Origin of the sequence: Pseudomonas sp. W2-17 (assembly GCF_041060445.1) — a bacterium.
Lineage (GTDB): Bacteria > Pseudomonadota > Gammaproteobacteria > Pseudomonadales > Pseudomonadaceae > Aquipseudomonas.
The window spans coordinates 66,300-81,576 of record NZ_JAUFNS010000007.1 but is presented as its reverse complement, the minus strand read 5'-3'; the positions used below and the strand labels follow the sequence as shown (position 1 = coordinate 81,576).

10 protein-coding genes and 1 riboswitch are annotated in these 15,277 nt (G+C 62.9%); of the genes, 2 read left to right on the top strand and 8 right to left on the bottom strand.

Features of this window, described 5'->3' with window-relative positions:
• Window position 1: 1 nt before the first annotated feature.
• The 7 genes from QWI20_RS10780 to QWI20_RS10750 all read right to left on the bottom strand — a co-directional run bounded on the left by QWI20_RS10780 (window position 2) and on the right by QWI20_RS10750 (window position 11,406).
• Window positions 2-3,394 carry a DUF6543 domain-containing protein gene (locus QWI20_RS10780; RefSeq protein ID WP_369305478.1) on the bottom strand — a complete coding sequence of 1,131 codons (3,393 nt, stop codon included), beginning with the start codon at window positions 3,392-3,394 and terminating at the stop codon, window positions 2-4.
• Window positions 3,395-3,544: 150 nt separating this feature from the next.
• Entirely contained in the window at window positions 3,545-7,234 is a 3,690-nt protein-coding gene (gene uca / locus QWI20_RS10775; RefSeq protein ID WP_369305476.1) for an urea carboxylase, read from the bottom strand.
• A 136-nt stretch (window positions 7,235-7,370) separates the two neighbouring features.
• Window positions 7,371-7,994: an urea amidolyase associated protein UAAP2 gene (locus QWI20_RS10770; RefSeq protein ID WP_369305475.1), complete on the bottom strand. Its 624-nt coding sequence runs from the start codon at window positions 7,992-7,994 to the stop codon at window positions 7,371-7,373.
• A gap of 10 nt (window positions 7,995-8,004) precedes the next feature.
• Complete coding sequence (locus QWI20_RS10765; RefSeq protein WP_369305474.1) at window positions 8,005-8,730, bottom strand: urea amidolyase associated protein UAAP1; 726 nt, start codon at window positions 8,728-8,730, stop codon at window positions 8,005-8,007.
• 12 nt (window positions 8,731-8,742) lie between these two features.
• Window positions 8,743-9,507 (bottom strand): ABC transporter ATP-binding protein, encoded by a 765-nt coding sequence (locus QWI20_RS10760; RefSeq protein ID WP_369305472.1) that lies wholly within the window; start codon window positions 9,505-9,507, stop codon window positions 8,743-8,745.
• On the bottom strand, window positions 9,504-10,319 hold the full coding sequence (locus tag QWI20_RS10755) for an ABC transporter permease (protein WP_369305471.1): 816 nt from the start codon (window positions 10,317-10,319) through the stop codon (window positions 9,504-9,506). Before QWI20_RS10755 ends, QWI20_RS10760 begins: the two co-directional genes overlap by 4 nt.
• 19 nt (window positions 10,320-10,338) lie before the next feature.
• Window positions 10,339-11,406 (bottom strand): putative urea ABC transporter substrate-binding protein, encoded by a 1,068-nt coding sequence (locus QWI20_RS10750; RefSeq protein ID WP_369305470.1) that lies wholly within the window; start codon window positions 11,404-11,406, stop codon window positions 10,339-10,341.
• Between the two features lie 59 nt (window positions 11,407-11,465).
• Window positions 11,466-11,567, bottom strand: a riboswitch (guanidine-I (ykkC/yxkD leader).
• A gap of 278 nt (window positions 11,568-11,845) precedes the next feature.
• Here QWI20_RS10750 and QWI20_RS10745 point away from each other — a divergent pair.
• Window positions 11,846-12,424, top strand: coding sequence for a hypothetical protein (locus tag QWI20_RS10745; protein ID WP_369305468.1), 579 nt, complete (start codon window positions 11,846-11,848; stop codon window positions 12,422-12,424).
• Window positions 12,425-13,125: 701 nt separating this feature from the next.
• Here the strand turns inward: QWI20_RS10745 and QWI20_RS10740 are convergent.
• The gene (locus QWI20_RS10740) at window positions 13,126-14,238 is read right to left on the bottom strand and encodes an enoyl-CoA hydratase/isomerase family protein (RefSeq protein ID WP_369305466.1); all 1,113 of its coding nucleotides are present in this window, start codon (window positions 14,236-14,238) and stop codon (window positions 13,126-13,128) included.
• 171 nt (window positions 14,239-14,409) lie between these two features.
• On the opposite strand from QWI20_RS10740, the gene ung reads away from it, so the two are divergent.
• Window positions 14,410-15,105 carry a uracil-DNA glycosylase gene (ung, locus tag QWI20_RS10735; protein ID WP_369305465.1) on the top strand — a complete coding sequence of 232 codons (696 nt, stop codon included), beginning with the start codon at window positions 14,410-14,412 and terminating at the stop codon, window positions 15,103-15,105.
• Window positions 15,106-15,277 lie beyond the last annotated feature (172 nt).

Sequence of the window (15,277 nt, the reverse complement as noted above, 5' to 3'; positions counted from 1 at the left end):
CCTACGGGGTGATCGGCGACTGGCCGTGCGGGGCGACGAAAGAGGGCGCGCGCCCCAGCATAGAACCCACGGCAGGACAGCGGCAATGCACCAGCAGGATGTTGTCGTAGTGAATGCCTTGCCGACTCAGTTCGCTGAACAGATCCTCCAGGGTCGGGCGGGTCATGCCGAACCGGTTGCGCACGGTCAGCACATCCATGGGCGTTGCAGCGAGCGGGCCGGGCAGCGGCGGTTGATGACTGTTGCGCACGATCTGGCTGATCTCCCGATAACTTTCATAGTGTTCGCTCTGAAATTTCGCCAGGGTGTAATTCTTGATGCGCCCGGGCAGCGAGGTGCCGGCCATCAGCGTGTCCCGGGCGAACATGTCCGGAAAGGGCCCGACGCCGGGGCCGGGCACCGGCTGCGCAGTGTTCAGCAGGGCGTAGGGCCGCACCGACTGGCTGGCGATCCGGTGCAGCATCGGGTCGACCAGCTCGTGACCGTGGGGCGCGTAAGTTCGCAGTTCGGTGCCGTTGGGAATGGCCGTCGTGCGCGTCCATGGCAAGTAGTAGCCGTGGCTGCTGACGACCAGGGTGCGTGCCTGGGTCCGGTCCGATGTCCACAGCAGAAATTTGCGCCCCAGCTTCCATACCTGAACTGACGACGTGCCGAATTCGGCATTACCCGCCACGCTCCACGTCTTCATCAGGCCCGCTCCATTGAAGAACGGCTTGAGCAGCGTTTTGCGCGGGTGGGTCGCCCTGCGCAGCCAATCGCCGAAATTGCGTGCCGGCAGCGCAGTCTTCACTCGAGTCAGCCCTCGGCCCAGTGCTGCTGCCGGCGCTGCCAGTTTGCTGAACGCCTGGAACAATCGTGGCGTGGCCGGTGCCATGTGCAATAACCCCAGGGACAGAATGGCGAACATCACCTGGCGCCGTTCCTCCTGACGGCCGCCGGGGAGGTTGGCGGCCTGAATGCCCAGCGCAACGCTGGCCGCGCTGGCCGTCAGCGCCGCAATGGAGGCCGCCGGCAGCACGAGCGCCATAGGTGCCAATAACAGTTGCAGGCGATTGAGGTGTTGAATCCAGGCGCCGAGTGCCTGCTCGCGGTCGGTCACGATGCTGTCCTCGGCGTCGTACTGGCTGTTAAGACGCAGGCCCTCACAGATGAACGCCATGGGCGAGCCGGACACTTCCTGCTCGCACAGTTCACGCTGCCGGGCGGCATGGGTGTCCGGGCTGTAGAGTGGCTCGGTCCAGGGGCGCAGGATCGACACCGGTTCGGCCGGCGCTCGGACCCCGCCCCACAGTTCGAGGATATAACCGAGCCTGGCGTGAAAACGGCGCGGCATGTAATTGAGCACAGTCTCGCGCCATGCAGGGTCGGCGGCAGCGGTCGTCAGGTGGTCGATGAGCTGCTGACCATCACTGAATGGCACGAACGGCGTGGACTGCCCGGCCTGATAAAGCACCCCACTTTCTTGGTCCGCAGCACGCATCATCAGCAAGCCCACGCAGGGAGGGCAGTGGGTGCTCAGTGGCAGTCCGCTGCTCACGTGAAAGCCCACAGTGCTCCAGCGGACCCGTTCTGCAACGACAAGCGGCGCCTGTGGCGCAGGCACCTGCTGCGCCTGCTCCACGGCATCGATCACCCTCTGGAAACTGCCCATGGAAAGATCACCGCTCTTGAGGGCCAGCAGCGCCTTGCTGACGAAGGTTGACCAGAGCGAACGCTCGATGTCAGTGCGTTGCTGCCGCCAGAACTGGTCGAGTCGACGCTGCATGAGGCCGAGAAAGTCGATGCCCTGGATGTAGGCCTCGACGCTGGCGGCGCTGATGTTCAATTCCGCCTCGGGCGACCACGCCCCGTTGCCGCTCGGGTCTGCGTAGACGACCCAGCGACCGCCTTCATCATCGTAACCCTGGGGCGGAAGTGCCCTGAACCGGCTCAACAGTGCCTGACTCAGCGTGACGGGCGTTTCATCCGGCGCGACGATCACGTTCGCCGCTGCGATTCGCGGGTGGCCCCACGGCGTCCTCGACGTGCCGGGCAGGTAGCGGATGAATACACGCCGGGGGTCTGTGATCGGCGTGTGCGTTTGCTTCAACGGGACCGGCTTGAGTCGGGGGGACACCTGCCTGAGCCACTGGCCCATGAGCCGGTTTGCAAACCCGAATGGCGTCGGGATCCGCGCAAGCAACGGCTCATGGTGCTGCCAGTGATCGAGGGCGCTGACCAATGCCATCGCCGGCTCGATGGGCATGAGCGCCGCGTGGTCGTCGTCGATGAATGCGTCGGTTGATTCAACCGCATCAATGCCCGTCAGTCGCGCAGCGCAAAAGCGTTGCTGGGCGACACGCAGTTGAGTGAATACGTCGTCCGAAGGAGCCGCCAGCGTGAGGGTGATTTGCGTGCCATCGAGCGAAAGATTCAGCCGATGCCAGGCCGATGCGTTGATCGCCTCCAGCACCTTGTCCGCTTTCCAGGGCGCGTCATCGCTGATGTACTCATGGCACAGGGGCGCGCTGCCCAGCACGTGGAGGTAGCAATGCCCCGTGGTATTGGAGCGTAGATGGAAGATACCGGGGATGATCTCGCCGTTCAGCGCCACCCCCCGAACGACCGAGCGTGTCGGCGGTCCGGCCGACTGCAGGTCCTGAACACCAAGCGGGAAACGTCTGAGCCCCAGCGCATCCAGCGCCAACAGATGGCCCTCCTTATCCATGCGCTTGCGCGACTGCAAACGGGTCACACCGTCGAGAAACGCCAGCTTGGCGAGCCTCTCCCATGTGTCGCCGTGCTGCTCCCAGAACTCACGCTGCACCTGCTCATATTCCAGTGTCCATCGGGCTTCGATGAGCAGCTCGAAAAACACCGAGACGGTTAGGGTGGGCGTCGACGCCGACAGCGGGCGATCAGCCTCGGCGCAGCGTCGAAGGGCGAGGAGCCCGGGGGGATTCAGCGTCTCCCGGCCCAGCTCGCGTAACGTCAGGCGCAGATCGAAACGCTCCCGACCGTCGGTTTCCACGGCCGGCTCCAGCACGGTGCTAAAACTGACGTGCAACTCGTCGATGTCGATTGCAGTGCCATATCTGGCCTGCAGCGTTTCCTTCAGCCTCTGGTCCAGATGGCGGACGATCGAGGGTGGAAACGCCAGATCGAGTTGCCAGGCCTTCAACACCCAGACCGATCCGTACAACAACTCGGCGACCGGGCTGACGGCCTGGCGCATCAAGCGCTTGTGGTTAATCCCGTGAGCTTCGCTGGCGGACGCGGCGGCGGGCTCCGGGGATTCAGTCGGGCGCAAAGGTTCCACGAACGGCGAAACGCTGAAATCCCCGCCATGGGGCAGGGTGTCGTTGGAAAGGAGATCAAGGCCGCTCGCTGAATGAGAGCTGCTGCGGTCGTTCATGAAAAATCGCGCCAGGTGGAAAGATGCCCACTATGGCGCGATGCCGGGTGGCAATGGCGGTAACTATGTATTGCGTATGCCACCGCGTCTTATGCCTGTATGAAAGCTGCAAGCGTTAAGCCGCAAGCTGCAAGGAACATCAAGCGCCAATCAGCCGACGTCCAGCACGACCACCCGTTGCCCGGCGCGCACCGCCGAGCCGGGTTTTACGCGCACGTCGCTGACCACACCGGCGTGGGGCGCCAGCAGCGGGATTTCCATTTTCATCGACTCCAGAATCACCAGGGTTTCCCCCGCCTCGACGCGCTGGCCGACGCTGACCTGTACCTGCCAGAGATTGCCGGCAATGTGGCTGTCGATGCTGGTCTGCCCATCTTGCAGTGAGGCTTCTTCCGTGGATGCGGCCACCGCTTCGTCGCTTTCGAACGAGGCCTTACCGTTGGCAATCCAGCGTTCGCGCTCGGCGTTGAACGCGCTCTGCTGCTGGTTGCGGAATGCCGCGATGCTCTGCGCTTCATCGGCCAGGAAGGTTTGGTAATCAGTCAGATTGAGCGTGCTGTGCTCGATCTGCAGCGGGTATCGACCGAGGGGAAAATCGCGGCGGATGGTCAGCAGCTCGTCGGCGCTGACAGGATAGAAACGGATCTGGTCGAAAAAGCGCAGCAGCCACGGTTTGCCATCGAACGCCGCCACCGCGCGGTAGCGGTTCCACATCTGCAACGTGCGGCCGACGAACTGATAGCCGCCGGGGCCTTCCATGCCGTAGACGCACATGTACGCGCCGCCGATGCCGACGGAGTTCTCAGCGGTCCAGGTACGCGCCGGGTTGTATTTGGTGGTGACCAGCCGATGGCGGGGATCAAGCGGCGTAGCGACCGGCGCACCGAGGTAAACGTCGCCCAGCCCCATCACCAGATAGCTGGCATCGAAGACGGTGCGGTGCACTTCGTCGAGGTTAGGCAGGTCGTTGATGCGGCGGATGAATTCCAGGTTGCTCGGGCACCACGGCGCGTCCTTGCGCACGGTGGTCATGTACTTCTCGATGGCCAACTTGCAGGCCGGATCATCCCAGGACAGCGGCAGATGAACGATGCGCGACGGCACCTCCAGATTCTTGCTGGCGCAGACGCCGTCCCACTCGCCGGCGACCACATCGAGCAGCGTTTTCAGCGGCAGTTGCTCAGGCTGGTAATGCACCTGCAGCGAACGAATGCCCGGCGTCAGGTCAATCACGCCGGCGAGCGCTTTGCTCTCCAGCGCCTGCATCAACGCATGCCCCCGGAAGCGCAGCACCAGGTCCAGCTCCGGCGCGCCGATTTCCAGCAACAGATGGGTGTCGCCGGAGAGCCGAGCAACAAGGCGGGTATCGTCTTTGCCGATGTCGAGCACAACAGGCGAGGTCAACGCTACCCCTTTTGGGAACACAGCGGGCGAGGTCAACGCTAAACCCTGTGGGAGCGAGCTTGCTCGCGAATGCGATGGCCCAGCCGCCACAGATCCATCGGATGTACCCACCTCATCGCGAGCAAGCTCACTCCTCCCCAGACCGGTGTTCAGTTTCAGCGAGCGGGCCGCGTCGAGACTCACCGGATAAAACCGCACCTTGTCCCCGGCCTTGAGCTGCCCTAGCTGCCACAAATCCGCCTCGATGATCGTCACCGGACACACAAACCCACCCAGGCTCGGCCCGTCCGGCCCGAGGATCACCGGCATGTCCCCGGTGAAATCCACCGCGCCGATGGCGTACGGATTGTCATGAATATTTGACGGGTGCAGCCCTGCTTCGCCGCCGTCGGCACGCACCCATTCCGGCTTGGGCCCGATCAGGCGCACGCCGGTGCGGCTGGAGTTGAAATGCACTTCCCAGTCGGTGGCGAAGAAGGTCTCGATGTAGCGCTCGGTGAAATACTCGGGCGCACCGTGGGGGCCGTAGATCACGCGGATGTCGCGCACTTTCGCCAGCGCGACGACCTGCTCAGGCGCCAACTGTTTGCCCGAGCTGCGGTCCACCAGCGGCGCGACGTGCAACACGTCCCCCGCGCGCAACGCCCGACCGCCGTGCCCGCCAAACTGGCCCAGAGTGAATGTGCTCTTGCTGCCCAGATAATCCGGCACGTCCAACCCGCCGCGCACGCACAGATAACTGCGGGCACCTGCGCCCGCAATAGTGCCGAGCACCAGAGTCGATCCCGCTGGAACGAGTAGCGATTGATTCATCGGTTGCGCAACGCCATCCAGCATCAGCGGAATGACCGCGCCCGTCACGCCAATCACGGCGTCGGTATTGAAGCGCAGCGTCGGCCCAGTCATGGTGATTTCCAGGGCGGCGCAGCCTTCAGCGTTACCCAGCAGAGCATTACCCAGCCGCAGCGATCGACTGTCCATTGGCCCCGACGGCGGCACGCCCACTGCCCAGTAACCCAATCGGCCCGGATAATCCTGAACGCTGGTCTGGGTGCCGCCGCTCAGCACCTCGAAGGTGTCGGCGCGATAGGTCAGCCCTTCAAGGCAGCGCGTCCACGGCTGGCCGCTGGCGAAGGGCACGTCCGCGATGATCTGCCGCAAGTAGTCGCGATTGGTCTCGATCCCATACAGCCGGGTTTCGCTCAAGGCCCGGGCCAGGCCCTCGCTGGCGGACTCCCTGTTCGGTGCCCAACTGATGACCTTGGCGATCATCGGATCGAAAAACGGCGGGATCTCGCACCCGGCCTCGACCCACGTATAGATGCGCAGGTGTTTGCCGTCGGCGGCGGGGAAGTGCACCGAGGTCAGCAAGCCCGGGCTCGGCTGGAAGTCCCGACCCGGGTCTTCAGCGTACAAACGCGCCTGAATCGCATGGCCGACTGGCTGTAAACCCGCGCGCAATTCAACCAGCGGCGGCAGATCGCCGGCTGCAAGCTGGATCATCCAGCTCACCAGGTCCACGCCCCACACCTGCTCGGTCACACCATGCTCGACCTGCAACCGGGTGTTCACTTCCAGAAAATAGAATCGCTGATCGTCGCTGTCGAAGACAAACTCCACAGTGCCGGCGCTGCGGTAGTTGACCGCTTTCGCCAGCTTGATTGCCGCAGCGCACAGCTCATCGGCCATGCCGGCGGGCAGGTTTGGCGCGGGGGTTTCTTCGAGGACTTTCTGATTGCGGCGCTGTACCGAGCAATCGCGCACGCCAAGGGCGATCACCTCGCCACGACCGTCGCCGAACACCTGCACTTCCAGGTGGCGAGCGCGCTGGATGTACTTCTCGATGAACACGCCGGCGTCGCTGAAGTTGTTCTGGCCCAGTCGCTTCACGGCTTCGAATGACTCGCTCAGTTCGCTGGCGCTGCGGCACACGCGCATGCCGATCCCGCCGCCGCCCGCCGTGCTTTTCAGCATCACCGGGTAGCCGATGGTTTCAGCAGCGCTTAATGCGGCTTCAATGCTGTCCAGCAGTTCGGTGCCTTCGAGCATCGGCACGTCGTGCTGTTTGGCCAGCGCGCGGGCGGTGTGCTTGAGGCCGAAAACTCGCAGATGCTCAGGCGTCGGGCCGACGAAGGCGATGCCGCCGTCTTCACAGGCCTGGGCGAAGGCAGCGTTTTCGGACAAGAAGCCGTAACCCGGATGAATCGCTTTGGCACCCGTGGCTTGAGCGATGGCGAGAATCTTGTCCACCGCCAGGTACGTGCCGGCGGCGCCGCCTTCGCCCAGGCTGTGGGCTTCGTCGGCTTGCAGGATGTGCAGGCTGGCAGCGTCCGCTTCGGCGTACACCGCGACGCCGCCGACCTGCAGGTCGCGAAGGGTGCGCAGGATGCGGCAGGCAATGGCGCCGCGGTTGGCAATCAGCAGTTTGTCGAACATGGCATAGACCCCGGGGACCGATAGCGATCAACCCCACACTGGGTAGCGGGCCGTCCCGCTGTGGTACGCGTTGCACGAAGGCCGTCCCTCGCGCCGAAGCCTTTAAGCCTTAAACCCTTGAAACCGGGGTCAGTGGTCAGTCCCAGACGAGCAGTTCTGCCGGCGTCGGGTTGTAGCCGTTGCACGGGTTGTTCAGCTGAGGGCAGTTGGAAATCAGCACGATCACGTCCATCTCGGCGCGCAGTTCGACGTACTTGCCGGCGCCGGAAATGCCGTCTTCGAAGGTCAGGCCGCCGTCCGCCGTCACCGGCACGTTCATGAAGAAGTTGATGTTCGGGCTGATGTCGCGCTTGCCCAGCCGACCGTCATGGATGCAGGCGCGCAGGAAGCTGTCGCGGCAGCTGTGCATGTGCTTTTTTTCCAGCGCATAACGCACGGTGTTGCTCTCCTGGGCGCAGGCGCCGCCGAGGGTGTCGTGGCGTCCGCAAGTGTCCTCGACGATGGTCAGCATCGGCTTGCCCAGGTTCGAATACAGGACGCTGCCCTTGCTCAGGTAAACGTTGTTCTGCCGGCGCAGCGTGCGTTGCACGTCATAGCGTTCGCGGGGATTGGCGAGGCTGTAGAACAGCGTGTCGACCGCCTGATTGCCTTCGAGGTCCAGCAGACGCAGGGTTTGCCCGGCCTTGAGTTCGGTCAGCGACGGCTCGCCGGCCGGGATGTGGGTGATGGAAACGGGGGCAGAGGTCATGGTGCTAGTCATACTGGCCTCCTCAGGCGAACAGGCGATCGGTGTTGATGAAACCGCGCACATTTTCTTTGCGGGACGTGCGGCAGTGCTCGGCGACGCTGGGGTCAGCCTTCATCCAGCTCAGCTTGACCGGCTGCGGTGCGTACTCGGGATTGGGGTCCATCGGGTGTTGCAGGGCGGTCATGACCACCAGCGTGTCCATCGGTGCGTACAGCTCGATGCTGTCGCCCGCTTTCGAGTTGCCCGGGACGAAGGCCAGCGCGCCGTGATCGTCGACGTTGACCCGGCTGAACAGGTTCAGCGTCATCAACAGATCCGACAGGCCCAGGCCCCACTTGCCCATCTCCACCAGCAGGTTGTCGGCGCCGTTGCGGAAGAAGCCGTTGCGCAGTTCCTGATAGCGGCCCTGGCCGTATTTCTCGGTGACCTCTTCAGCGCACAGCACGCCGCCGATGCTGTCGCTCCAGCCGCAGGTGTCGGCGGTGATCGCGGCCAGTACGCGGCCCATGTCCGAATACAGGCAGTGACCGGTGGTGAGCTTGGCGGTGTGTTGGCACTTGAGACTGTCGGGCAGGTTCAGGCGCTCGGTCTTTTCGTGCGCGTTGAACATCGTCAGGCTGACGTTGGCGTTGCCGTTCAGATCGGTCAGACGCAGCAGTTCGCCTCGTTTGAGCACGAACGACAGGTGCCCGCCGCCGGGCAGCAGTTCTTCGGCGAACACGGGAAACAGCGTGGATGAATCAGTCATGGGCAATGTCCTTCAAGCCGTTTTCAGCGATTCAAGCGCCACGCGGGCGGCGCGACGATCGCTGTTCAGGGGAATGTCGTAAGTGATGCGCGCGCCATAGGCGCCGGGGGCGTGGGGGTCGATGCGGACCTTGTCGAACACCAGCAGTCGAGTGCCGAGGTTGAAACCTTCGGACAGGTCATGGGTGACCATGAACACCGTCAGTTTGGTCTCGCGCCACAGCTCCAGCAGCAGCCCATGCATATCCTTGCGGATGCCGGGATCGAGCGCGCCGAACGGCTCGTCCAGCAACAAAACCCTTGGCTTCATGATCAGCGCCTGGGCGATGGCCAGACGCTGTTGCATGCCACCCGACAGTTGCGTCGGGTACTTGTCCAGCGCGTGATCGAGGCCGACCTTGTGCAACAGCGCCGCCGCCTGTTCCCGGGCGTCACGCTTGGCTGCGCCGAACAGCCGCCCGAGCAACGCCGAGCGGGGCAATTCAAGGCCCAGGGCGACGTTGTCCAGCACCGACAAGTGCGGGAACACCGAATAGCGCTGAAACACCACGCCACGGGTCGAATCCGGTTCCTTCGCCAGGGGTTGGCCGTCCAGCAGAATCGTGCCTTTGCTGGCGACCTCCTGGCCCAGCAGCAGGCGCAGGAAGGTTGATTTGCCGCAACCCGACGCGCCCACCAAGGTGCAGAACTCGCCTTCGGCAATGCTCAGGTTCAGGCCTTCGAGCACCACCTGATCGCCATATTGCTGCCAGACGTTTTTGACCGAAATAAAGCTCATGGGCGCGCGCCCTCGTACCACGGGAACGCTTTGCGCGTGAGCGCTTTCAGGCCCCAGTCCATCAGCCAGGCGAGGAGGGTGATCCACACCACGTAGGGCAGAATCATGTCCATCGCCAGATAGCGCCGCACCAGAAAGATCCGGTAACCCAGGCCGTCAGTGGAGGCGATGGCTTCGGCCGCGATCAGAAACAGCCACGCCGACCCCAGCACCAGCCGCAGCGAGATAAGCAGGCGCGGCAGCAATTGCGGCAGCACCACCCGCAGGATCAGCGTCCAGGTCGAGGCGCCCAGGGTCTGCGCCTTGATCAGCAGTTCGACCGGAATCTCCCGGGCGCGCTGCTCCAGGTCACGGGCCAGCACCGGCGTGATGCCGATGACGATGAGCATCACCTTCGACAACTCGCCCAGACCGAAGACGATGAACAGGATCGGCAGAATCGCCAGCGGCGGCACCATCGACACCACGGTCAGTAACGGCGAGAGCGGCGCGCTGAACAACGGCAGCACCCCCGACGCAATGCCCAGGCACAGCCCGACAATGGCGCTGATCGCCAGGCCGACCGCGAGGCGCTGCAGGCTGGCGCCGCTGTCCTGCCAGAGCAGGTATTCGCCGGTGCGTTGGTCGGGCACGAACGCCACCCGTTTGATCGCCTCGGTCATCTGCACGGCGCTGGGCAGCAGCTTGTCGTTGGGGTTTTCCGTCAGCCGCGTCGCTGAGCCCGTGAAATAGGCGAACAGCAACAGGGCGAACGGCAGGAGCACCAGGATCAGGCGGCTGGCGCGATCCGGGCGGCGGTTTATCAAACGCATGGCAAAGACCTTTGGTTTTTTACAACTTGCCGTCGGCAGCCATCTGCACGTAGCTCGGGTCGAAGTGCAGCTTGAGGTTGGCCTTGTCGCCTTCGGTCACGCTGTTGGCGAAGGTCATGCCGACCGCGCTGGCGTCTTTGGCACCTTCGCCGAGCAGGCCATGGTCGAAGGAGAAGTCCGCGACCTTGCGCATGGTGGTCGGCAGCTGCTTGCTGGTGGCGAACTCCAGCGCTTCTTTGGGCGTGGCGAACAGCTTGGTGGTGTCAAGTTGCGACTGGAAGCCGGCCAGATCGGTGCCCGACGCCTGGGCCATGTGCTCCAGCGCCGCTTTGGATTCCGCGGATTTGGCGTTCATCAGCGCCACCACTTCAAACCACGCGCCGGTCAGGGCTTTGCCCAATGCCGGGTTGTCTTTCAGGGTCTGGGTGTTGACCACCATCATGTCCATGATCTCGCCGGGGATCTTGCTGGAGTCGAACACTTCGGTGACGCCGGGCTTGGCCTTGATCTCCGAGAGCATCGGATTCCAGGTGGTGACGGCCTTGACCTCGCTGGTGTTGAAAGCAGCAGCGATATCGGCGTCGGAGGTGTTGACCACTTTCAGGTCTTTTTCGGTCAGGTCCACCGAGTCCAGGGCGCGGGCGAGGAGGTAGTGGGACACTGACAGCTCGACCAGGTTGACGTCCATGCCCTTGAGGTCGGTGACTTTCTTGCCGTCGCCCTTGATGACGATGCCGTCGTTGCCGTTGGAGAAGTCGCTGACCACCAGCGCGGTGCTTTCAACGCCGCCGGCGGCAGGGATGGTGAGGGCGTCCATGTTGGTCATGGTGCAGCCGTCGAACTGGCCGGCGGTGTACTGGTTGATGGATTCGACGTAGTCGTTGAGCTGGGTGACTTTGATGTGGATGCCGTATTTCTTGGCCCACTTGTCGACGATGCCCTGAGTCCCTGCGTATTCCCATGGCATCCAGCCGGCATAAATGGTCCAGCAGACGTCGAAATCTTTTTTCGGGGCGGCCGTGGCCGAGAGGCTCAATGCGGCAAAGACGCCTGCGGTGAGCAGGCTGAACAGACGGGAGTTTTGCATGGGGTGTCTCCAGTAGCGAAAAGGGACGGTCAGGAGCACGGCGACACCACTGGTGTCCTGTCTCCCGGGCTTTTATCCCGCCGTGTAACCTCTACTGGAGGTCGCCAACTCTCGGACCAGCCACTCGCGAAACGCGAGCCGGAACCCTAGTCGGCTATTGCAAATTGTGGTGCCGCGAACCTGAGATGACTCCTGCACACGGTCCTCCAAGCGAGAGTTGTGCCAAGTTGCGCAAACCCTTGTGGCGCCTGAGCCGGGCGGGCGCAGGGTGTTTTGATGGCGGGCGAGACGTGCACTGATGCAGGGCGCCGTCTGGCGCCTCGGGACCGCAGTGGGGCACTAGGTCTGCAATTCGGAGTCTCAGTTAACGTTCTCGGCAGTTTCGAGAACGCCGACCAGCGCCGCTGGTTCGAGCTCTACCGCGGTCCGGGAGGCCGCCATGTATCGACGATTGCTTACCGCTTTGATGACGTTGTCCCTGGCAGGTTGTTACGGAGGTTATTACGAATCAGAAAGCTACACGCAGCCGATCTACAGCAGTGGGTACAGCAGCGGTTACGTGTACGACAGTTATCGCCCGGTCGCTCCGGCGTATTCCGGAGGGGCGGTGTATTACTCCTCGCCGCGTTACTACTCGGCACCCCGCTACTACGCGCCGCCACCGCGTTATTACGCTCCTCCACCCCGCTATTACGGGCCTGGATATGGCGGAGGTCGCCCCGGTTACGGAGGTCGCCCTGGTTATGGTGGCGGCAACTGGAATGGGGGAGGCGGCGGGTACCACGGCGGGGGTGGCTATAACGGTGGCGGCAACGGCTATCGCCCACCGCCACAAGGCCCGAGACCCGGAGGCGGCAATGGCCCAGGGCCCGGCGGCGGTTGGCATGGCAATCCAGGCGGGGGCGGCGGGGGTGGCGGTGGTCCACGCCCAGGCCCCGGCGGCTCTGGCGGCAATCACCGCGAAGACGGCGGTTTCGGTCGCGGCGGACACGGCGGACCGGGCGGCGGCAATCGCTGAGTGATATAAAAACGGCGCTCCGAGGAGCGCCGTTTTTCATGGGTTGTATGGATGACCCGAGCGGCCAGCGTGTACGCATTCCAAATGTAGGACCGGCCTCAGCCGGGAAGAGGCCCGTCCATTCACCCTCACATTTGCGGTGTAGCACCTGACGCCTTCCCGGCTAAAGCCGGTCCCACAATGAGATATCCGCCAATCCCGCTAAATGCACGCGATTAGAATGTAGGACCGACTTCAGCCGGGAAGAGGCCAGAGTGGGCAGCCTCACATTGGCGGTGTAGCACCTGACGCCTTCCCGGCTAAAGCCAGTCCTACAGCAGGCTGTGTGAAAACCCTCCACCAAAAATGAACTGCGCGCTCTCACGTGAATTTTGCAAATGCTCGCGTGGTTTGCAGACCCAGATTTCGCGTAGAAACGCATTTTTTAGTACATTTTTTGAGCAGTGCATCGGCGTTCGTGGTTTTCACACAGCCTGTACAGGGAGTACGCATTCCAATAGTGGGACCGGCTTTAGCCGGGAAGAGGCCCGTCCATTCACCCTCACATTTGCGGTGTAGCACCCGACGCCTTCCCGGCTAAAGCCGGTCCCACAATGAGATATCCGCCAATCCCGCTGAATGCACGCGATTCGAATGTAGGACCGGCTTCAGCCGGGAAGAGGCCCGTTTGAGCACCATCCATGCAGGCATGAATGAAAGCCTCAATACTCCGACAAATCCGCCAGCGGGTGCCTGCCTTCCCAGGCTTTCTCGAAATGCGCGTCCACCACGGCCAGCGGAATCGTGGCGATGTCCTGCCAGTGCCAGTGAGGCGTTTGATCCTTGTCGATTAACCGCGCCCGCACCCCTTCGGCGAACTCGGGATGGCGGCAGCAATTAAGGGCCATGGCGTATTCCATCTGAAACACTTCAGCCAACGACAGATGCCGTGCCCGCTCAATCTGCTCCCACACCAGATGCGCCGTCATCGGGCAGCCATCCGTCAGGGTTTTCGCCGCCTTCGCCAATAACTGGTCATCGGCATTCAGGTGATGCTTCAACCCATTCCAGGCGCTCGGTGCGTCGGCGACATCCAGCAGCTCATCGATCGTCTCGCGCCGAGGCAGCCATTGCGCGGCGGGCATCTGATCCACCGCCTCCAGTTGCAGCGCCCTGAACAGGCTGGTCAGTTGCACCTTGGTCTGCTCCTGCCAGTTGAGCTGCAGCAGCCGGTCGATCATTTCCTCCTGCTGATCGTCCAGCAGAAAACGATCCGCGAGACCAAGGTCCAGCGCGTCACGGCCGTTGATGTGCGCACCGGTCAATCCCAGAAACAGCCCCAACTTGCCCGGCAGTCGCGACAGGAACCAACTGGCGCCGACGTCAGGAAACAGGCCGATGCTGATTTCCGGCATCGCCAGCCGGCTGCTCGGCGTGACGACACGAATGTTCGCCCCCTGCAGCAAGCCCATGCCGCCACCCAGCACATAGCCGTGGCCCCAGCAGATCAGCGGTTTGGGAAACGTGTGCAGCGTGTAATCCAGCCGGTATTCCGCCGCGAAAAACTGCGCAGCCAGCGGCGGGACCGAACCAGGCTGACCGCGCCCGGCCTCGACCAGCGCACGCACGTCACCTCCTGCGCAGAAGGCTTTCTCGCCGTTGCCGCGCAGCAATACGCAAACGATTTGCGGGTCGCTGGCCCAGTCGTTCAGGCGATCCTGCAACGCCAGAATCATCGGCAGCGACAGGGCATTCAGGGATTTTTCCGCATCCAGCGTGGCGATGCCCAGGCGGGCGCCGTCCGTGGCGGTGAGCTCTTCAAATTGCAGATTCATCGTGACCTCTTGTCAGTGGTACGGGGATCTATCGAGAGTTGTGAGTCCCCTCGACGCCCGGAAGTTGCAAACCGGCGGCTGTGAACGAGTGTAGGAAGATCCGACGGCGCCGCGCTGGAAATAATCAGCCACAGTCCCTAAAGTTGCGCATTGTTTCTGCCGGATCACACCATGACAAACGACGACCGCATCAAACTGGAGGCCAGCTGGAAGCAGGCCCTGCGCGACGAGTTCGAAAAGCCTTACATGGGCGAGCTGCGCGAATTTCTGCGTCAGGAGCATGCGGCGGGCAAGGAAATCTATCCGCCGGGGCCGCTGATCTTCAATGCGCTGAACTCGACGCCGCTGGATAACGTAAAAGTGGTCATCCTCGGTCAGGACCCTTATCACGGCCCCAACCAGGCCCACGGCCTGTGCTTCTCGGTGCAGCCGGGCGTGCCGGCGCCGCCTTCGCTGGTCAACATCTACAAAGAGCTCAAGCGCGACCTGAACATCGACATCCCCAATCACGGCTATCTACAGTCATGGGCCGATCAGGGCGTGCTGATGCTCAACACCACGCTCACCGTCGAACGCGCCAATGCCGCGTCCCATGCCGGTAAAGGCTGGCAGCACTTCACTGACAAGATCATCGAAACGGTGAGCGCCCATCAGCCGCACCTGGTGTTCTTGCTGTGGGGCGCCCATGCCCAGAGCAAGAAGAAACTCATCGATGCGTCCAAGCACCTGATCCTGACCGCCGTGCACCCGTCGCCGCTGTCGGCGTACAAGGGGTTTCTGGGTTGCGGGCATTTTGGTCTGGCGAACAAGTTTCTGGAGCAGAACGGCCTGGCGCCGATCGAGTGGCGATTGCCGGCTGTTGTCTAGCGCGGGATGACGTCAGAAGTTTGGGTACTCCTGACACCGGATCATTCCTGGACAGACGCAGACCTTGTGGGAATGACCGGGGTGGCGTTCCACCTTGCTCACGAAGACGGTATTTCAACCGCTGAAAATTTAGCGGATGTACTGACCTCTTCGCGAGCAAGCTCGCTCCCAC